Genomic DNA, 19978 nt, shown 5'->3' with positions numbered 1-19978 from the left:
TGGTCGGGTGGCGGTCGGCGACTGTGGGCCGGTGGCTACGTGGTGGTCAGGTGGAGGAAGACCTCGTCCAGGGTGGGGCGGCGGAGGGACAGGTCTTCGACCGGGATCATGGCCGTGTCCAGCGCGCCGGCGATGCGGATGAGCGACTGCGCCCCCTGTTCGACCGCCACCGTCACCCGCCGCTCGTCCACGATCTCCACCTGCCGTTCATCGGCCGCGCGCCGTACCAGGTCGAGGGCTTGGGGGAGGTCGGCGGCCGCGCGGAGGACGACCTGCACCCGGTCGCCGCCGATCTGCCGCTTCAGCTCCGCGGGTGAGCCGGAGGCGGCGACCCGCCCCTGGTCGAGCAGGACGATCTGGTCGGCGAGACGGTCGGCCTCATCCAGGTATTGAGTGGTGAGCAGCAGCGTGGTCCCTTCGGCGACCAGGTCGCGCAGCAGCTCCCACAGTCCGAGGCGGCTACGCGGGTCGAGGCCGGTCGTGGGCTCGTCCATGAACAGCACGGGCGGCGCGACGATCAGGCTGGCGGCCACGTCGAGGCGGCGGCGCATTCCCCCCGAGTACGTCTTGACCCGCCGGTTCGCGGCGTCGGTCAGGTCGAACCGCTCGAGCAGTTCGTCGGCCCGCCGCCGGGCCGCCGTCTTGGGCAGGTGGTACAGGCTGCCGAACATCTCCAGGTTGCGCCGCCCGGTGAGCAACTCGTCGACCGCCGCGTGCTGCCCGGCGAGCCCGAACATGAAGCGCAGCCGCGCCGCGTCCCGCACCACGTCCAGCCCGGCCACCTCCGCGTGACCGGAGTCGGGGCGGAGGAGCGTGGCGAGGATGCGTACGGCGGTGGTCTTGCCCGCCCCGTTGGGCCCGAGGAGCCCGCAGACCGTGCCCGCCGGCACGGACAGATCGATGCCCGCCAACGCGTCCTTGGACCGGTAACTCTTCCGGAGCCCTTCCGTGTGGATCACCACGAACCTCCTTAACGCCGTTAAATCTAACGCTGTTAAGGATGCATTGAACGTTGTTAAACTGTCAACCGTGGCACTCGAAAAAGGCACCATCGTGGCGACGGGGCTGCGCTTGCTCGACGAGGTAGGCCTCGACGGCCTCACCTTGCGGCGGCTGGCGGCGGAGCTCGGCGTGCAGGCTCCGGCGCTCTACTGGCATTTCAAGAACAAGCAGCAGTTGCTCGACGCGATGGCGGTGGCCATGGAGGCGCCGCATGTGACGCGGCCGGTGTTCACGGATCCGTCGCAGTGGCGGGAGTGGGTGGCCGACTACGCCCGGGGCAGCCGGTCGATACTCAACTCCCACCGCGACGGGGCCAGGCTGGCGGCCGGGACTCGATCGTCGCCCGAGATGTTCGCGATGGTGGAGCGGGCGGTGGAGGCGCTGGAACTGGCGGGCTTCACGGTGGCGGACGCGGCGCGGGGGTTGTTCGCGGTGAGCAACTACGTGGCCGGGTTCGTGCTGGAGGAGCAGGCCGATCGGACGCGGCCGGACACGGACGAGTCAGGGCCCGACATGGCGGAGTTTCAGGCACGCTACCCCCGGATCATGGCTGCCCTGCTGGAGGAGGGCGACCCGCAGGGCGACAGCTCGTTCGAGGCGGGGCTGGCCCTCATCCTGGACGGCATGCGGCTGCGGCTGTCCAACGGGAGCACCGCCGATTGAGGCGGGCCGGCGACGGCCGATCGGCGAGTCTGGCACGATGAGGGTGCCACCCGGCGAAATTCCGCTTCGCCGGATGGCACTAATCGTCAGACGATGTCCGCGATCCAGTCGGTCACTTCACGCACGATCTCGTCGGGAGCGATCCCGACTCTCCTGGTGAATCGCTGGGGAGACACGCTCCGCACGTGCTCGACCATGGCCCAGCTGGGTTTGTCGAGCCCCGTGCCTTCGCGGCTGACCGGGATGTGGTTGTCCCATCCGCGCTCGGTCGTTGTCAGGGGGACAATGATCTTTACTGCGGCCGCGGCATTGAAGTTGTCGTTGCTCACGACGAGCACGGGGCGACGGTAGCCCTGCTCTCGTCCGGTTGGCTCGCCCAGTTCAGCGAGCCAGATTTCGCCTTGGATCACCCTCATCTCTCTCCTCGGGAAATGTGATGAGCCCCTCCCACTCGGGTGCGATGCGGAGGGAGCTTGATGGTGGGCCTTGGACCAGCTCGGACTCGGCGAGATAGTCGGCCCAGGCTCGGGGGTCCTCCTTCCTCGTGCGTTCCATCTGGTCCGCGACATGTTGCCAGCGGTGCTTCTTCTCCAACTCCCGAATGGCCTGGTCGATGATCGCGGTCATGGGTTCACCCGCCTTTCTTGCAAGTGCGGCGATTCTGTCCCGGGTCTTGACGCTGACGCGTATCGTCGTCGCTTTTTGTTTCACGGTCATACTCCGGAGGCTACGTCTGCGTCGGGAAGAAACCTACACCCTTGCGGTAACGCATGCCGCTCGAACGGCAACACAGAGTAATGATGATTGACTCTCCTCCGTGACTCAGATGGCATTAGTGCTGATTGTTGGCGGTTTGGCGGTCTTCGTTGGAGCGGTTGTCCAGGGCAGCGTGGGGTTCGGGCTGGGGCTGGTGGCCGCGCCGGTGCTCACCATGCTCGACCACTCCCTGATGCCCACCGCCATTCAGGTGGTCAACGTCACGTTGCCGCTGTTCACGCTGGCCGCGGAGTGGCGGAAGGTGGACTGGCGCGGGGTGGTTTTCGCGGTGCTGGGGCGACTGCCCGGTGCGGCCATCGGTGGCGTCGTCCTGGTCTACATATCCGTCTACATACGAGGCGTCTTCGTGGGGGTCATGGTGCTCATCGCGGTGGGGCTCACGGCGTGGGCGGTCAGCGTGCCGCGCAACGACGCCACCATCGCGGGGGCCGGGTTCTTCTCGGGCATCACCGGCACCGCGACCGGCGTCGGGGGGCCGCCGATCGCGCTGGTCTACCAGCACGCCAAGGGGCCGCAGATCCGGGCGACGCTGGCGATGGTCTTCTTCCTGGGCGCCGCGCAGTCGCTGGCCGTCCTGGGCTTCGTGGGGGAGTTCTCCGGCCGGGCGGCCGCCACCGGGGCCGTGCTGATCGTGCCGATGGTGCTCGGGTTCCTGGCGTCGGGGCCGCTGCGGCGCTACCTGGACGGCGGGAAGGTACGGACCGCGGTGCTGGTGGTCGCCGCCATCTCGGCCGCCGCCCTCATCGCCCAGAGCCTGGCCGCCTGACCCAGGCCGCCCAACTCAGTCCGTCTGCCTCAAAGCCCCGAGCCGCCGAGCCCAAAGCGCTTGGGTTCCTGAGAGCCGAAGCTCCGAATGTGCTCCTGTGATTGAGGAGGTGAGCGGTACAACCTTTCGTCACGCAAGTCGCGTTGGCAACGGGGGAGAGGAGATCACATTGGACCGTCACGACGGCTTCCGTGAGTTCGTGCTCGCCCGCCAGCAAGCCCTGATGCGGACCGCGTACCTGCTCACGGGAGACCCGCACCTGGCCGAGGACCTGCTGCAGAGCGTCCTGATCAATGTCGTGGGCCACTGGTCCAAGCTGGTCAAGGGCGGCAACCCGGAGGCGTACACCCGCAAGGCCATGGTCAACCAGTACATCTCCTGGAGGCGCAGATTACGTCCCGAGGTGCCGAGCGGTGATCCGCCCGAGCGGGGCGCGTACTCCGATGGAGCCGTGCTCGACCGGATCGTGTTGCGTCAGGCGCTGGCCAAGCTGGGGCGCAGGCAGCGGGCCGTGATCGTGCTGCGTTTCTGGGAGGACCTGACCGAGGCGCAGACGGCCGAGGTGCTGGGCTGCGCGGTCGGCACCGTCAAGAGCCAGACCCATCACGCGCTGGCCCGCCTGCGCGAGGTCGCGCCGGAACTGGTGCATCTGCTGGATGATCCCGAGGTCGTGGAGGTGGCACGATGACGAGACTGCGCGAGGCGTTGGGGGACATCGCCGAGGAGGCTCCGCTGGTGAGCCTCGCCGACGTGGCCATCGCGGGCCACCGGCGCAGGCGGTGGACCGTGCTGACGGCATCCGCCGTGGCGGTGCTGTGCATGACGGCGGCGGTGGCAGTGGTGGTGGCGGGGGTGCCGTGGCCGCGCACCGCCCAGACGGCCACGCAGCAGGGCCAAGAGGCCGTACCCGACCTGCCCCCGGGCAACGTGGGGGCGATCAGCCGCGCGTATATGACATCCTGCAAGGTGGTCGAGCGTGGGGCTGACTGCGCCGCGGTCGAGTGGCGGGTGGTCACCCGGGCCGGCAGGACCTACCGCGTGCCGGAGGCGCTCGCCGAGACCGCCAAGGGCGAGCGGGTGCCCGTCGCGATCAGCCGGGACGGCCGCTTGCTCGCCTACTACAGCCGCGACGCCCAGGCGCACGTGGTGCGCGACCTGGTGGGCGGCACCGAGGCGACGTCGCCGGTCACCATCAAGGAGGAGCGGATCGGCGTGGGTTCCATGCTCGTGCTCTCCGACGACGGCCGGTACATCGCCTTCGATCCGCGCGAGGGCAGCAAGTATCCCGGCATGCTGATCGACGTGCGCACCGGCAGGACGACGCACATCAACGGCAAGTACGAGCCGGTCAGCGTCAAGGGCGGCGTCGCCGAACTGGTCCGCTATCGCAAGACCGACCTGTGGCTCATGCCCGTCACGGGGGGCGGCAAGCCGGTTCGCTTCAACGGCGTGTTCATCATGTTCAGCGAAGTAGCGCCCGACGGTCGTACGGTGGCCGCCGTCGAGTTCCCGAAGGTCGGCAAGGGCGAGTTCCCGAGGCACGAAGAGCGCATGCTGACCCTGCTCGACGCCAAGACCGGCAAGACCCTGCGCAAGGTGCCCGTCCGCGGCCTGCCGGACGACCGCGGCGGCGTCGCCGGCACCACGATCTGGCAGAGCGGATCCGAGGTCACGCTCCTGTACGGGGGCAAGGAAGGCGGGCGTTCGTACGCGGTCGACGTCAACACCGGGCGGGTTCGGCTCCTGGACCGTCAATCGGACAGGGCCATGAACTCGACCTACCCCGGGGCGGCCGCGAACGGCTGACCAACGCCCAAGAGGCGCCAAAGAGACGCTCCAGACGTCCGGATAGCCGCTCAAAGAGACGCCGTGCCGGCCGGCACGGCGTTTTTTGTCTGTCCAGACGCATGCGTGCCCCGAAGGCACACCACGGTCTCCAACAGTCTCAGCGCGGTTCAGTCGGCTCACAGCGCCGACGAGCATGGATTGTGGTTGCCTGGATCACCAAGCTCATCCGGCCAGCCTTCGCCGCCGGTGATCTTCGCCCAGGTCTCGGGGGTGACTCGAATGGCGCGAAAAGCGGAGTCAGCACAGATGTCCTGCAGAGGATCGCCACTGATCCCGCTGATGTCCCACGAAATCACACCCCACGCAGGCGCAGCGATCACGGCCACCCCGCCATCGGCACTCAACGCCACGGAGTCCACCGTGCGTGACGGCCCCGGAAGATCGGCCAGCAGAACCGGGTGAAGCCGGTCCTGCAACTTCCACAGGGTGATCTTTCCGGTGTCCTCGACCGTGAGAGCCCTGCTCCCGTCGGACGTCAGCGCAACGTCGTTCACCATGCTGGTAACCCCCGGCAACGTCGCCACCTGTTGCGGCTTGGCTGGATTGCCTACATCCCATACCTGGGTACCCGTTACCGCCGTACGTCCATCGGCGCTCAGCGCACCGGCGCCCCAGTGCGTCCCCGGCCGCGTCAGGACTCCCGCCTGGGTCGGATGAGTCGGGTCGGTCAGGTCCCAGACGATTGCCTTCTCATCGCTGACGGTCAATGCCGTGTGCCCATCGGCGCTCATCCCCGTTGCGGACACCGCTGACGCATGTGGCGTCGGCGTGGGCCGCCGGATCGCAGGCGAGGCGTCGGTCGCGTCCCAGAAGACGATGCCGCCATTGTCGAAGCCCGCCAGGACCGTCTTACCGTCCGACGACACCGCCACTTCGCTCACGGCGGCGACGTCATCACCCGTGAAGATCTTGTTCGGGCGGGAGTGCCCGGTCACCTCCCAGGTACTCACCGAACCGTCGTGGCCGCCGATGAGGGCCGTCCGGCCATCGGGAGTGAGCGCCACGGCGGACGCGTCAAGCTGATCCTTCAGTGTGTTCGACGGGATTGCTTGCAGGTTGTGCTCCGGGAGGCCCCGTGGTGAGAGGTTCCACAGGACCACGCCTTGGTGCGCATCCGCCGATAGCGCGATCCGTCCGTCGGCGCTCAGCGCGACTTTCCGTACGTCGCTCGCGCCTGGGAGAATGCCCTGACGCCCGGAGATCAGCGTATCCGTCAATGCGGAACGCGTGCCGGCATCGGCGTGCAGCTTGACCGCGGCCGCGCCCAGGAGGGCCGCGGAAAGGTCATCGACATTCCGCAGCCTTACTCCCTGCAGGGCCAGTTGCCTGGCGGTGGCGATCCTGGCGGTCTCACGCTGGTCAATGACCACCCAGGCGAGCGAGGCCAGGATGACGCCCAGCACAAGGATCAGGCCAAGACGTAACCACGGCCCGCCGCGATCAGCACGTTGATTTGTCATTCCGGCGCTATCTGTAAGTAGTCGGGGCGGGGCCCAGGTCCATCGACTGTAGGATCGGGAAGTTGGTCACGTCAAACGTAAGAGTGACCCATTCACCTGGGTTGCTCTTGCGCAGCTGGTCCCACTTCTTGTTCTCCCAGCCGACGCCATGATCGATCGCGATCTTCTCCATGATGCCCAACCCCTTACAGATGTCGCCGACCGCGCCCTTGTACTGTCCGACCACAGGAATCTTATCGACGCCCGGGAAAGCGGTGACCACGTCAACGGCCCCGCAGACGGTGTTTACCAGGCCCGGCTCCTTGTCCCGCAGCACCTTCTTCATCCATACCTGTGTGGGGGAATAGCTCTGGTAGCAGTGTTCCTCGTACTTGTGCTTGGGATTCTTGAGGCAGGTCTCGATCGGCTTGTCATCACACCCGAGCCGCTTCGGGTGGAGAATGCACTCGTTCACGTTGGCGTGCAGCTTCGCGCATCCTTGGTACTTTCCGGTCTGCACAATGCATTCGAGGTGGATGATCCCCGCTCCGAAGCACGTCTGCGGATCGCCTCCTCGGACATGGCAATTGGTTACGCTGTTGGCCACATCGGTACATACGGAGTCTGCCTTGTCGTATCCCGTCCGTCCCGATGGCGCCCAGCCGTCGTAGGCGCACACCGAATAGGCCTCACGCGCAGCCTCGCATCCTGGTGCCGTGCCCCGGTCCATTCTGCAGCGCTCATATGCCGCGGTCGCTCCCGGGCAGACGTCGTTCGAGCCGTCCTCGGCCTTGGTGTACAGGTTGCGGCATGTCACGTATTCGGCGTTCCCTTCGATGCAGATGGAACGCCGTGAGCACGCAGTCTTGCACTTATCATAAACCGCATCGGCGCCATCGCATCTGTTGCCATTGTGCCGATATTTATCACAAACCGTGTGGACGGCTTCCTTCTCACACTGCTGCGTCGTCTTCTTCGTCCCGAACACACACTTCTCGAAGCCCTTCTGGGCCGCGCTGCAGGCGGTGGATCCGTTCTCGTAACCGAAGCCGTTGTTGCAATCTTTCTTGAAAGAGTTTATCTCCTTCGACGCCTCGCAACCCTTCTTGCTGAGATTCTTCTTGCATTTGTCGTACTGAGCCTTCGTCGGCTTCGGCTTCGGCTTCTTGGTCGTCTTCGGCTTGGCCTTGTGGCCGTCGGGGTCGGTGAGGGTCAGAGGATTGTCGTTGGCGTAGGTGTAGCGGTTGAGCTGGACGGAGGGGTCCCCGCTCTCGGCGAGGGTGTCGCGGCTGACGAAGCTGCCGGTGGAGGGCTGGTACCAGCGGGCGGCCATGTTGATCTTGCCGGTGCTCGGGTCGGTGTAGCCGCCCTGGTAGCCGAGGGTATGGGTGGCCCCGGTGCGAGTGACGACCTCGCCGAAGGGGTTGTAGGCGACCGAGTCGATCAGTGAGGCGCCGGTGGCGGTGAAGGCCCCGATGAGGTCGCCGCGCAGATCGCAGAAGGCGAGCTGGGCGCCGCCACCGTCCGACAGGCCGAGGGTGCGGCCGAGGGCGTCCCGGCCGAACATCGCGGTCTTGGTGCCGGTGGCCGTGTCGGTGACGGTGACCAGGTTGTTGCTGGTGCCATCGTAGGTCATGCGCTGGGTCTTGCCGCTCTGCGTGCGGGTCTCGACCCTGTCGAGGGCGTCGTAGTCGTACTGCACGCCGTCGTCGTAGACGAGGCGGTCGAAGGCGTCGGACTTGACGATGCGGACCATGCCGCCACCTTCTTCGGCGATGGTGCCGCGGGCGGTGTAGGTATAGGTCCGTCCGTCACCGGAAGTGAGGCGGTTGCGTTCGTCGTAGGTGAAGGTCTTCTCGCCGGCCTTGATGCGGTTGCCCGCGGCGTCCCAGCCATAGTCGGTCTTGGCCCCGTCCGGTCCGGTCCAGGAGGAGAGCCGGTTGGCCCAGTCGTAGGTGTAGGTGTTCTTTCCGGCTCCGGCGGTTCCGGCCGTGGTCTTGGACGTCATGTTGTCGTCCAGGTCGTAGCCGTACTCGATGGAGGCGATTGACGCGGCGGCCGACGTGGTCAGCGTGTCCTTGGTGAGCCGGTTCAGGTCGTCGTAGCTGTAGGTGCGGCGCGCACTGTTCGCGCCGTAGGTCATGCCGGTCAGGCGATTGGCCTTGTCGTAGGTGTAGTCGATGGTGGTGGCGGAGACGGGGTCCACCGATTGGGTGAGCCGGTCGCCGTTGTCCCAGGTGAAAGTGGAGGTGCCGGTGCCGTCGGTGCGCTGCACGAGCCTGTTGTCGGCGTCGTAGGCGTAGACGTTGAGGTCACCGGCGACGGCGCTGCTGGACTTGAGCAGTTGGCCGCGGTCGTTGAAGGTGAAGGTCAGATCGTCCGCGGTGATCATCTGCCCGGCCTGGTCATAGCCGAACGTCTTGGTCTTGGTCGCGACCTCTGCGCCGGCGCCGGTCTGCTTGATGAGCCGGTTCAGTTCATCGAAAGTGCGCTCGACCCGTACCCCGCCGGGGGCCACGCTGACAGTCGCGTTGCCGCCCGCGTCGTAGGTGAGGGCCCAGGTGCGGTCCTTCAGATCGGGGTGCTGGGCGGTGGCCGGCTCGGTGACCGTTTCCACCAGCCCGAGGCTGTTGTAGGCAGTGAAGGTGGAGTGACCGCGCCCGTCAGTGACGCGGGTCTGCGCGCCGGTGGCGTCGTAGCCGAAGCCGGTGGTGATCTGCTCGGTCGCGGAGACCGGCTCGACCAGCTGGGTCAGGCGGTTGGCCGCGTCGAAGGATCGGGTGACGGTGTGCCCCTCACCCGAGGTGCTGCTGATCGAGTTGCCTGCCAGGTCGTAGCCGGTCTTCCGGGTACGCAGCACCGTGCCGTTGGCGTCCAGTTCGCGGGTTTCCGTCTCACGGCCGGCCAGGTCGTAAAGGGCCTGGGAGGTGAGCCCGAGTGCGTTGGTGGTCGTGGTGGGCCGTCCGGCCAGGTCGTAGCCGAAGGTGGTGGCGTTGTCGAGCGCGTCGGTGTGTTTGATCAACGCACCGGTCGCGTCGTAGGCGCGGAGAGAGGAGTCACCGGTGGGCCGGGTGCTCTTGGTCAGGCGCCCCGCGTCATCGTATTCCTGGTTGGTCACGTAGATGCCCGGTGTCGGCTTGCGCTCGATGGTGGACAGCGTGATCTGCCGCCCGAGGTCGTCGTAGGTGGCCTCGGACCGTGCCCCGTTCGGGTCTACGGTCCATAACGATTCACCGAGGAGGTCATAACCGAACGTCCACGTCCCCGCCGCGGCTCCGTTCGCGGGCGGATCAGTGATCTTCACCTTGTGGCCCAGCACGTCGTAGAGGGCAGTCGTGATCTGGCCCCGGGGATCGGTCGCCTTGATCATCTGACCGGCCGCGTCATATTCCGCGGTTGCGGTCGGGGTGATCGGCTGTCCGCCGGACGGGGTGTAGGCCGGGAGGGCCTGCATGGTCACGCGCCCGGCCCGGTCGTAACTCACCGTACTGGTGCGGCCTGCGGGATCGACCTGGTGGGTGCGTTCGCCGAAGCTGTCGTAGCCCAGCTTGGAGGTGGGTCGTTCAGTGACGGCGGCGCCGCCATTGCGTTCCACCTGGACGGCGGGGAGCTGCAGCCGCACCGGCAGCCTGGCCGCGTTGTAGGTCACACTGGTGGTGAAGTCGGCCGCGTTGGCGCCCGTGGCGTTGCCACGCGGGTCGGTCATCGCGGTCACCAGTCCCCGATCGTCCACTGTCAGCGTGGTGATCAGGTCGTCGCCGTCGTTGTGGACAGTCTGCCGGATCGGCTGGTCCAGCACGTCGTACTCATATTCGGAGACCTCGCTCCGGCTGGTACCCGCGCCGGTACGTGTCGCCTTGATCGCGTTGTTGTTCGCGTCATAGACGAAGCTGATCTTGCGCGCCAGCGTCTGTGGGTCCACCACCTGCGAGGTGGGACGCCCGGCCGCGTCGTAGGCGACATCGGTGCGCAACGTGCCGCCATCAGTAGTCTGCCGGGTCACCTGTGCGGCCGCATCGTACACCCGAGATTCCAGCACGACGTCCCGGCCGGTGGCAGAGCCGTTCAGCTTGGCGCCCTTGGCGATCTCCTCGAAGGGCAGGTTGTCGGCGTAGTAGGTGTAAGCGGTGGTGCGCCCCATCGCGTCGGTCTCGGACGCGAGCCGGCCCGCCGGGTCGTAGGCGGCCGACTTCACCACCACGTCAGTGGCCGGCTGCGGGGAGAGAGGGCTGCCCGTCCACCCCTTCAACACCGTGGTGGCAAGCTCGCCGCGCGGCGTGTAGGTGTAAGCCAGCGTGGCACCGCGTGTGTCAGTGGACGTGACCTTCAAGCCCTTGGCGTCGTAGCCGAACCTCGTGACCCCGCCTTCGGCGTCGGTGACCGTCTCCTGCCGGCCGTAGGCATCGTAGGTGTAGGTCGTCGTCCGGGCCGCGTCGCCGCCCGTCAGGTCCGCGTTGGTCTCGGTCAGCAGCAGCTCGTCGGCGTCGTAGGTGGCCGAGTACTTCAGCGTGTGGGTCTTGCCGTCGACGTCGTTCTTGACCTCGGGGCTGGTCTTGGACAGCAGCTTGCCCAGACCGTCGTACGTGGTTGTGGTGGTCACTCCTTCGGGGTACGCCTTGGAGATCTCGGTGGTCGAGATCATCCGGCCGAGCGCGTCGTAGGTGTTCTTCCTCACCAGCCCGGACGGTAGCGTCTCGCTGGCCAGGTCACCGGCGGCGCTGTAGGCGTAGACGGTCTCGTTGCCCTTGAAGTCCTTGTCCGACTTCACCAGTCCCGCCGGCATGGTCCCGCCGCCGACCGCGGGCTCGCTACCGTCGGTGTACGTCTTGCTCGTGCTGCGCCCGGCCGGGAAGTCTTCCGTGGCCGGAGTGATGGTCTTGATCTCGTCACCGAACTGGTTGTACGCCCACGAGGTCATGTAGGTCTCATCGCTTGCCGAGGCCGATCGGCCGTCGCGCTGGCCGATCTTCGAGTCGTTGCGCGGGTCGAACGGCTTGTCGATGTCGAGGAAGTAGTTGTAGTACTCCGTCGAGCAGTTCGCGCCGGCCGTCCGGCAGGTCTTCCTCGACAGCTGGTTCCCACGGGAGTTGTAGGTCGCCTCGGTTACGTTGCCATTCGGGTCGAACACCTTGGCCGGATATCCGCCTACGTCGTAGGCCCACTTCGTGGTCGCGCCGACCTGGTCGGTCACCGAGACCTGCCGGTAGCCACGCTGCGCGTCGGCGACATAGGTGACGACGCCGTTGTGCGGGTCGGTCACCGTCACGGTGGCGAAGGTGGAGATGGTGGTCTGCTTGGCGTACACCGGGTCCGAAAGCTTCCACGTGCCGCCATTGGCGTCGGTGTGCGTCACCAACCGGCCACCATCGGCGTTGTAGACGTTGACCGCCCACGCTCGCCCTGACGGCTTGGTCACCTTGGTCAGCTGCGGCTGCGGCTTCCCCGCTGCGAAGTGCCGCCGTACGGCCGTCTCGCCCAACGGCTTGCCGTAAATCGCGACCTCGTCGATGTCGCCGTTGAACGGGAATAGCGCGGTGCTGGTCGTGGTGGACGGCCAGGCCGTGGAGGCGTACCCGGAGCCGATCCGGGCCTCCACCATGTCACCGTGCTGGATCTCCCCGGCCAGCGTGCCCGCCGCGGCACCGTCCAGGTACAGCGTCTGGGTGTGCTCGGCGGGGGCCGTGCTCGAGGCGGGTTTGGTCTCCACCGACGACAGCACCACATGGTGCCAGGCTCCGTCGTTCACGACGCCGGTCGAGGTGATCGGGGTGTGCGCGACAGTGGACTGGCCGGTGAAGAACTGGCCGCGCAGCTTGCCGTCGGTGCCGACGTACATCGCCGGGATGAACTCCGACGGCGTGCTGTCACCCGAGCTCTGCATCCCGATGACCGTGCCGGACGCGGTGGTCCTGAACCACGCCTCCACGGCCAGGTCGCCGCCCTGACCGCTGATCGCGTTGCGCGGCAGTTGCACGAAGGTCGAGGTCGTCGCTCCCTTGAAACGCATCGCGGTGTCCGGCGATCCGGCCAGTGCGCCCGGCACCTGGGCGCCGAGGTCGGCCGGGGTGGAGCCGTTCAGCTTGGCCTGCTCCTCGGTGATGTTCCAGCCCGCCGCGCTCGCGACGGTGGTGCCCGTACGGGTCTCGCTCTCGTTCAGCCGGTAGTAGTACTCCGGCCCCGAATCGGTGACCACGCTCTTGTACCGGGAGGCCGTGCCGTACCCGTAGGTCGTGCAGGCCGTCGCCGAGGTCGGCGGGCACATCTTGACCAGTTGATCGCCCTCATAGGTGTAGGTCCAGGTCAGCGGGTTGCCGTCCACCGGGTCGGTGGACACGCTCGCCACGTGGGCGCCTGCCCAGGTGAACGTCAGCGACCTGCCGCCCGGTGCGGTCACCTTGGTCAACTTGCCGCCACCGTCACGGCTCAGCTCCTGCGCCCGCCCCCGATGGTCGGTGATCTTGGTGAGGCGGCCGGACGCGTCGAACCAGTAGGAAGTGGCCGACTTGTCCATCAACCGCCAGCCGCCCGCCTGCTCGGCGGCCATCGTCGCGAACGTCCCCGACGGCGGCGCGTACGAGCCGTTGGCCGTCGGAGCGAAGCGCAGCTGCTCCCCGCTGGGATAGGTCACCAGCAGACTTTCGGTGGGCTCCACCTCGATTCGCATGTCCCATCGGGTCGTCCAGCCGGAGCCGAACATGCCGTCGGTGCGCGGGTCAAGGCTGTTGTACGTACGGCTGACCGACAGCGGCGGCCCCACCGTTGCCACCGAAGCGTCCGTCACCTCGTGCGCGTAGTTGCCGGAAACGTGGTTGAACTCGCGGTCCTGCGTGCCACCGGCCAGCAACCCGTTGATGTTCGCCTGCTCCGGTACCAAAGTGAAGGTCCGCCAGGAGGATGTGACCGTGGTGTAGGTGGTGGCGGCCTTCGCCATCCACGAGTACGTCTCGCCCCACTTCAACCGCTCGTCGACGACCTGCCAGGCACCCGCCGTGGTCCAGTCCTCGGTCTCGGCCGCGGAGTCCTTGCACCAGCGCCAGTTCGGTGCGCTGCCCGCGCAGATCTGGAACCAGTACTTGACCTCGCCCTTGTTGAAGGGCCGCGCGTTCGCCGACAACACCGGCGTCAACGAGCCCACCTGGCTGTTGTTCGCCGGGGAGAACGACTCGAACGGCAGCGCCGCCACGGTCGCGTACACCCAGTCCGACCAGGGACCCGACACTCCCGAGGTGGTCGTGGCCCGTGCCCGCCAGCGGATGTGCCAGCCGTCGGTCAGCTTGTCAGCCGGTACGGCCGCCCAGGCGTTGGTGCCGGAGGCATACTCCTTGTCCGAGGAGCCCGACCAGATCAGGCCAGTGCCCTCGTCACCGGTGGCCGGGTCGTGCTCCACCTCGACATTGAGCTTGCTGGGCCGGTTTTCTGGATCGGTCACCTTGGCGTACATCCATGGCGTCAGCGACTCCGCGGTCCACGACGTCGTGCCGCGAATCGCCGGGTTCATCCCCAGGCCGTCGATGCTGGGCTTGCGGAGGTCCACCACGGCGTTCTGCCAGGGGGACCATGTGCCTTCCGCGCCGGCGGTGGTGATGCCGCGTACTCGCCAGCGGATCTTCATGCCGTCTGTCAGTTTCGTGGCTGGGATCTGTATCCAGGCGTTGCCGCCGGAGGCGTAGGAGGTGGTGGCCTTGCCGGACCAGATTTGGCCCGTACCCTGCGCAGGGACGGCCGGGTCGTGCTCGATCTCGGCGCCCAGCACCAGCTTCGATCCGCCGGCGTCGGTCACCTTCGCATAGAGCCATGGTGTGGCTGAGGCTAGTGTCCACGAGTCAGTGCCGCGGGTGGCGGGCACTGCGCCCAGGCCGTTACCCGCTGTGCCGCTGACCGTTACGGTGGACTCCTGCCATTCCGACCACGGACTGGCCACTCCGTCAGCGGTGGACGCCCTCACTCGCCAGCGGATCAGCCAGCCGTCTTTCAGCTTGCCGGCCGTCACTGCGGGGGTCTGCAGCCAGCATGTGCTGGTCGGGTAACAGCCGCTGGATGACAAAGAACCTGAGCCGGACCAGATCAGGCCCGTGCCCTGCGTGGTGACCGAAGGGTCGTGTTCGACCTGTGCCTCCAGGCGCAACGGGCGCGACTCCGGATCGCCGCCGTAGGCGTAGAAGGTCGGCTGCGTTGACGGCAGCGTCCACAAACCGGCCACCTGCTGTCCTGGGGAGGCCGACATCTCTGACACCACTGGCTTGGAGGTGTCCACTCGTCCGGCCTGCCATTCCGACCACGGACTGGCCACTCCGTCAGCGGTGGACGCCCTCACTCGCCAGCGGATCAGCCAGCCGTCTTTCAGCTTGCCGGCCGTCACTGCGGGGGTCTGCAGCCAGCATGTGCTGGTCGGGTAACAGCCGCTGCTGGACATCGCGCCGTTTCCGGACCAGATCAGCCCCGAGCCCTGGCCCGCTGCCGACGGGTTGTGCTCGACCTCCGCCTCCAGCCGCAACGGGCGCGACTCCGGATCTCCACCGTAGGCGTAGAAGGTCGGCTGCGTGGACGGCAACGTCCACAAACCGGCCACCTGCTGTCCTGGGGAGGCCGACATCTCTGACACCACCGGCTTGGAGGTGTCCACCCGTCCGGCCTGCCACTCCGACCACGGGCCCGACACCTGGCTGGAGGTGGACACGCGCACGCGCCAGCGGATCAGCCAGCCGTCCTTGAGCTTGCCGGCCGTCACTGCGGGGGTCTGCAGCCAGCATGTGCTGGTCGGGTAACAGCCGCTGCTGGACATCGCGCCGTTTCCGGACCAGATCAGCCCCGAGCCCTGGCCCGCTGCTGACGGGTCGTGTTCGACCTGTGCCTCCAGCCGCAACGGGCGCGACTCCGGATCGCCGCCGTAGGCGTAGAAGGTCGGTTGGGTGGACGGCAGCGTCACAAACCCGCCACCTGCTGGCCGGGAGAGGCCGACATCCCCGACACCACCGGAAGCGCGGCGGCCGTGACAGCCTGCGTCCGGGTTGCCTTCGCATCGTCCTGTGCCGCGCTTCCCCGGGAGACCTTGTGCAGGCCGGCGCTCTCAGCGTGAACACGGGTCTGTCGTCCATTGTTCGTCGCTTGTGCTGATCCGGCGGCGTCGGGGGACGATTCCCAGGGCAGCGGCGGCGGGGTGTTCAGCCCGTCCGTGGCCGGCTCGTCCACCATCTCGCGCGGCTGCTCCAGCGGAAGCGAGCCCTTGGGCCGCTTCTTGCCAGCGTCCTTCGTCTTGTCCTCGATCTTCGGCTGAGTGGCGGCCGGGTCGACGAGGTGCGGCAGGTTCGCCGCGGTTCCGGAACCCTGGACGGGGGCGGCGTCGGCGGAACCTGAAGCTGGTGAGCCGGGAATCGCCAGCCGGTTCGGCGACGGGTCCACGACGATCGCCTGTGCCTGCAGCCCGAGAATCCCCGGCATGAGGATCATGGTCACGACCACGGCGAGGCGGCTCAGCCACCTCGATGGTCCACCCCGCCCGGTACTGAGCCGAGTCCGACCCAGCACACCCGCACCCGTCTGAGCACGCTGCATGGCCACGCCCACACTCCCCGTAGACCGGGCGCATCCCCGTAAGCGCCGCATAAAGAACACCACAGATATACACAGACAAGACGAACCATGAATAGATCTTGACAAGGTGATCACTGTTGGTGCAGTAGGCCGACAATTTGCAGCGCCAAAGGTGATTCGGGCAGCTCACACGTATGAGGCCAAAACGGAGATGTGACGTAGGTCACACGGGAAGTTTGAATTACCCAAAGGGGCATGCAAATTCTGTAGCTTCCTCGTCACAATGCGTCTCGTATGGTCGGTACTCTTGCCGGCGGCAGGCATCCCAAGCCGGGCCGATGCCCCGCCGAACAGGCAAAGAAGCGCATCACGTCATTCCGCTAAAAAGCGACTGGGGGCGTTCGCGTCGAGATCAATAGCATTCGGTCCCTGCCTTTACCGGCTGCTCGTGGCGAGGGCGTGGCCGATCATCTCCGCAGCATGAATGGTGATATGAGCAGGTCAGGACCGTGATTGAATTCCTGTGATGTTGCGCGGCGCCACCGTACCGCCTGCGCGCAGTTGATTGTCTAGAGAGAAGAAAACACAGGCAGTTAACCATTTGAATGGACAAGCTGTTGGCAGGGCTGAAGCGTTCTCACGTGGTGAGACCGAGTAGCTGAAGACCGTCGGCGGGATGGCTGCGGTAATGGTCGGTGGCGGCGGCAATGTTGGTCCAGCCGATGAGGCGGGTCAGGCCGATGGCCAGGTTGCGGAGGCTGGCCAGGATCCGGGGCGCGGCGCCGGTGCGGACCTTGCAGGCATCTTCGCGGTAGGTGACGTCGCGGATGTGGTGCAAGGCCTCGATGCCCCAATGTCCGCGGATCAGAGCGGCGAGTTGGGTGTGGGCGACCCGACCGGGCGGCAGGCTGGTGATGGCGTAGATCGTGACGATGGTGGTCTTGCCGGTCCGGTGGTGGGTGCGGCGGCGTTTGACCTGGATGGCCTGTAGTGCGTGAGGGAAGGGCAGGTGGGGGCGGACGGTGCAGATCTTCATGCGGCGGATCTCGCGGCGGCCGTGCCCACGCTCATCGGTGCGGTCGTTGAGGATCGCTTCGCGCCAGGGTAGGGATTTGAGCCTGCGGTGGAGGGAGGGCTGGTTGCCTTTGGCGATGAAGAGGAAGTGACCGCCGGCGGCGACGATCTGCCGGGCGTGGTCGTGCTGGGTGTGCAGGGCGTCGGCGGTGATGACCATGCTGGACAGGTCCAAGCCGCCCAGGAGGGGCGTGAAGGCGGGGATCTCGTTGCTCTTGGCCTCGACCTGGCGTTGAGCGAGCACGATTTGGGTGTCGTGACGGACAGCGGCCAGCAGATGGGTGACGTCGTCGCTGGTGCGGCTGCCGCGGAGTGTCTTGCCGTCCACGGCGAGGCCGAGTAGGGGTGTTCTGGCGGTCGCGGTTGTATCCGTGGTCGCCTGAGGCGGGTGGCAGGTGGTCAGTGCGGCGAGGTAAGCGCAGGTCGCAACGTCGAAGGTGTCGCCATCCAGGCGGGCCAGTAGTCGTCCCAGGGTGCTGGAGGCCAGGCGGATGGTGGTCGGGAGGCCGAGCTTGGCGCGTAGGGCGGGGTCGTATCCGGCGATGAATCGGGTGATCTTCGTCAGAGATGTCGCTCCGCCGAGCACGGCGAGCAGGGATAACGCGAGCAGGGGACCGAGTCGGTAACGGCGTCCTCGGCGGCTGCGTGGGTCGGGGACGGCATCCAGCACTGCGGCCAGGGTGGGTAGGTCGGAGGTCGGGTCGGCGAAGGGGACGTGCTCCAGGTGGCGGGAGAGCACGTCGATCGTGGATGATGGCACGCGAACGCGGCCCCTGTTCTTGATCGACTGGCTTAGACACCGACGATCATGAGGGGTCGCGTTTGTCATCTCCGCGCCGGGGCGCCCTCAACCACCTGTCCGACCCAGGGGTGCAGCCGTCTCACCAGTCGAGAACGCTTCGGCCCTGAAGCTGTTGGAGCGGCAACTTGGCCCTGGACAACGGAGGCCAGAAGATCGGGAAGGTGTCATGGACCCGATCCTGCGGTCCCGGTGGAGGGTTGGGCGGTGATCCGCCGGTTGCCCGGGCCGAGGGTATGCCGATCAAGGCGATCGCGCGGCGTCTGGGCATCGCCAGGAAAACGGTGCGGCGCGCATTGGCGGCCGAGAAGCCGCCGAAGTATCGGCGGCCGGGCAAGGGCTCGATCGTGGACGCAGTGGAACCGCAGATCGGACGGCTGGTGCGGCATGGCCGGACATGCCGGCGACGGTGATCGCCGAGCGGATCGGCTGGCGGCGGTCGCTGACCGTGCTCAGGGGCTGCGTCCGGCAGTTTCGGCCGGGGTTCCGGCCTGCCGGTGCTGGTCCCGGTCTGCGGCTACGCGCCCTGGCTGCTGGCCTGGATGATCCCGTCGCGGGCGGTTCTGGACACTTGTCCATGACGACCTCATCCTCGATCTTCAGCAGGGCGCTTGGATGGCTTCTGGCGGTGGCCGTTCGATCTGGGCGCGAAGATCGGGTTTTGTGTAGACGATCCAGGCTCGTGACGGGTACCTGCCTGCGCGGCCAGTCGGTCGGCTCGGGCGTCGGCGGGACGCGGGGTGGCCGGCTACCGCTCTGGGGGTGGCCACCCTGCTGCTCCCACTGGCCATCTATCGCTCACACGCTCAGCGGACGGTGAACTTCCGATGTCAGGCGCGTTTCTAGATTGTTATCCGCAACAACAAACTCCCCCCTCCATAGGTCTTCCAAAGCAGGCCGTCCCGGAATACGTTGCCGCAAACAACATTCATCCGGGCCCTCCGGAAGAAAGGACCCTGCACTATGCGCAAGGGGATCCTCAGCCTGACCGCCGCGGCCGCCGTTCTAGCCCTCGGTCTCACCGCCTGCGGGGGCAACAGCGGTCCGACCTCGTCCACGTCTTCCGCGCAGAGCACACAGAGCTCGCAGAAGGCCGGCAAGATCGGCGTCATCCTGCCCGACAGCAAGTCCTCGGCCCGCTGGGAGACGGCGGATCGCAAGTACCTGGAAGAGGCGTTCAAGGCCGCCGGGGTGGCCTACGACATCCAGAACGCCCAGAACGACAAGACGGCCTTCCAGACCATCGCCGACCAGATGATCACCAACGGCGCCACCGTGCTGATGATCGTCAACCTCGACAGCGGCACCGGCAAGACGGTCATCGACAAGGCCAAGTCCCAGGGTGTGGCGACCATCGACTACGACCGGCTGACGCTGGGTGGCGGCGCCGCCTACTACGTGAGCTTCGACAACACCAAGGTCGGCACCCTGCAGGGCGAGGGCCTGGTCAAGTGCCTGACCGACAAGAAGGCCAGCAAGCCGATCATCGCCGAGCTCAACGGCTCGCCGACCGACAACAACGCCACCCTCTTCAAGGCCGGGTACGACGGCGTGCTCAAGCCCAAGTACGACTCGGGCGACTACGTCAAGGGCCCCGACCAGTCCGTGCCCGACTGGGACAACGCCCAGGCCGGCACCATCTTCGAGCAGATGCTGACCAGCGCGCCGAAGATCGCCGGTGTGCTGGCCGCCAACGACGGTCTCGGCAACGCCGCCATCACGGTGCTGAAGAAGAACAACCTCAACGGCAAGGTCCCGGTGACCGGCCAGGACGCCACGGTCCAGGGTCTGCAGAACATCCTGGTAGGCGACCAGTGCATGACCGTCTACAAGGCCGTCAAGAAGGAGGCCGACGCGGCGGCCAAGCTCGCGGTCGCGCTGGCCAAGGGCGAGAAGCCCGCGGCGAGCAGCAGCGTCAAGGACCCGCAGACCAACCAGGACGTGCCGTCCGAGCTGCTCGACCCGCAGCCGATCTACCTCGACAACGTCAAGGACGTCGTGGCGGACGGTTACGTGACCAAGGAGGAGCTGTGCACCGGCGACTTCGCCGCCAAGTGCACCTCAGCCGGCATTCAGTAG

The 19978-nt window shown here is 66.8% G+C and carries 12 protein-coding genes and 1 pseudogene; 6 read left to right on the top strand and 7 right to left on the bottom strand.

Annotated features, from left to right (window positions below; all coding sequences use genetic code 11):
- Positions 1–35: 35 nt before the first annotated feature.
- Positions 36–959, bottom strand: coding sequence for an ATP-binding cassette domain-containing protein (locus AB0J16_RS38305; protein WP_358549118.1), 924 nt, complete (start codon positions 957–959; stop codon positions 36–38).
- Positions 960–1029: 70 nt separating this feature from the next.
- Between AB0J16_RS38305 and AB0J16_RS38300 the strand changes: the two genes are divergently transcribed.
- On the top strand, positions 1030–1665 hold the full coding sequence (locus AB0J16_RS38300; RefSeq protein ID WP_358549115.1) for a TetR/AcrR family transcriptional regulator C-terminal domain-containing protein: 636 nt from the start codon (positions 1030–1032) through the stop codon (positions 1663–1665).
- A gap of 86 nt (positions 1666–1751) precedes the next feature.
- On the opposite strand, the gene AB0J16_RS38295 is transcribed toward AB0J16_RS38300, so the two are convergent.
- Both AB0J16_RS38295 and AB0J16_RS38290 read right to left on the bottom strand, forming a co-directional pair.
- Positions 1752–2081 carry a type II toxin-antitoxin system PemK/MazF family toxin gene (locus AB0J16_RS38295; RefSeq protein WP_358438458.1) on the bottom strand — a complete coding sequence of 110 codons (330 nt, stop codon included), beginning with the start codon at positions 2079–2081 and terminating at the stop codon, positions 1752–1754.
- The gene (locus AB0J16_RS38290; protein WP_358549113.1) at positions 2047–2382 is read right to left on the bottom strand and encodes a hypothetical protein; all 336 of its coding nucleotides are present in this window, start codon (positions 2380–2382) and stop codon (positions 2047–2049) included. The genes AB0J16_RS38295 and AB0J16_RS38290 overlap by 35 nt, the downstream gene beginning before the upstream one ends.
- Positions 2383–2518: 136 nt before the next feature.
- Here AB0J16_RS38290 and AB0J16_RS38285 point away from each other — a divergent pair, with 136 nt between their 5' ends.
- The 3 genes from AB0J16_RS38285 to AB0J16_RS38275 all read left to right on the top strand — a co-directional run bounded on the left by AB0J16_RS38285 (position 2519) and on the right by AB0J16_RS38275 (position 5014).
- A complete protein-coding gene (locus AB0J16_RS38285) occupies positions 2519–3208 on the top strand; it encodes a sulfite exporter TauE/SafE family protein (protein ID WP_358549110.1) in 690 nt (229 codons plus the stop codon).
- 169 nt (positions 3209–3377) lie between these two features.
- Positions 3378–3896: a SigE family RNA polymerase sigma factor gene (locus AB0J16_RS38280; protein WP_358549107.1), complete on the top strand. Its 519-nt coding sequence runs from the start codon at positions 3378–3380 to the stop codon at positions 3894–3896.
- Positions 3893–5014, top strand: coding sequence for a hypothetical protein (locus AB0J16_RS38275; protein WP_358549105.1), 1122 nt, complete (start codon positions 3893–3895; stop codon positions 5012–5014). The genes AB0J16_RS38280 and AB0J16_RS38275 overlap by 4 nt, the downstream gene beginning before the upstream one ends.
- Before the next feature lie 158 nt (positions 5015–5172).
- Here AB0J16_RS38275 and AB0J16_RS38270 read toward each other — a convergent pair whose 3' ends face one another.
- From AB0J16_RS38270 to AB0J16_RS38255, 4 genes are all read right to left on the bottom strand, one after another.
- A complete protein-coding gene (locus AB0J16_RS38270; protein ID WP_358549102.1) occupies positions 5173–6516 on the bottom strand; it encodes a hypothetical protein in 1344 nt (447 codons plus the stop codon).
- 7 nt (positions 6517–6523) lie between these two features.
- Positions 6524–15421, bottom strand: coding sequence for an RHS repeat-associated core domain-containing protein (locus tag AB0J16_RS38265; protein WP_358549099.1), 8898 nt, complete (start codon positions 15419–15421; stop codon positions 6524–6526).
- Positions 15418–15933, bottom strand: a complete 516-nt coding sequence (locus AB0J16_RS38260; protein WP_358549096.1) for a hypothetical protein — start codon at positions 15931–15933, stop codon at positions 15418–15420. The genes AB0J16_RS38265 and AB0J16_RS38260 overlap by 4 nt, the downstream gene beginning before the upstream one ends.
- Positions 15934–16663: 730 nt before the next feature.
- Positions 16664–17860 carry an ISAs1 family transposase gene (locus AB0J16_RS38255; protein ID WP_358549093.1) on the bottom strand — a complete coding sequence of 399 codons (1197 nt, stop codon included), beginning with the start codon at positions 17858–17860 and terminating at the stop codon, positions 16664–16666.
- Positions 17861–18091: 231 nt separating this feature from the next.
- Between AB0J16_RS38255 and AB0J16_RS38250 the strand changes: the two are divergent.
- Positions 18092–18456: pseudogene (locus AB0J16_RS38250) on the top strand (helix-turn-helix domain-containing protein); the annotation flags it as partial.
- A gap of 406 nt (positions 18457–18862) precedes the next feature.
- The gene (locus AB0J16_RS38245; RefSeq protein ID WP_358549090.1) at positions 18863–19978 is read left to right on the top strand and encodes a substrate-binding domain-containing protein; all 1116 of its coding nucleotides are present in this window, start codon (positions 18863–18865) and stop codon (positions 19976–19978) included.

The organism is Nonomuraea sp. NPDC049750, from assembly GCF_040659625.1.
Taxonomy (GTDB): Bacteria; Actinomycetota; Actinomycetes; order Streptosporangiales; family Streptosporangiaceae; genus Nonomuraea.
This window is presented reverse-complemented; position numbering and strand designations above follow the sequence as displayed.

Coding starts and splice junctions, on each gene's coding strand:
- AB0J16_RS38295 (WP_358438458.1), bottom strand. CDS start 2,081: ATGAGGGTGATCCAAGGCGAAATCTGGCTCGCTGAACTGGGCGAGCCA.
- AB0J16_RS38290 (WP_358549113.1), bottom strand. CDS start 2,382: ATGACCGTGAAACAAAAAGCGACGACGATACGCGTCAGCGTCAAGACC.
- AB0J16_RS38275 (WP_358549105.1), top strand. CDS start 3,893: ATGACGAGACTGCGCGAGGCGTTGGGGGACATCGCCGAGGAGGCTCCG.
- AB0J16_RS38270 (WP_358549102.1), bottom strand. CDS start 6,516: ATGACAAATCAACGTGCTGATCGCGGCGGGCCGTGGTTACGTCTTGGC.
- AB0J16_RS38260 (WP_358549096.1), bottom strand. CDS start 15,933: ATGCCGGGGATTCTCGGGCTGCAGGCACAGGCGATCGTCGTGGACCCG.
- AB0J16_RS38245 (WP_358549090.1), top strand. CDS start 18,863: ATGCGCAAGGGGATCCTCAGCCTGACCGCCGCGGCCGCCGTTCTAGCC.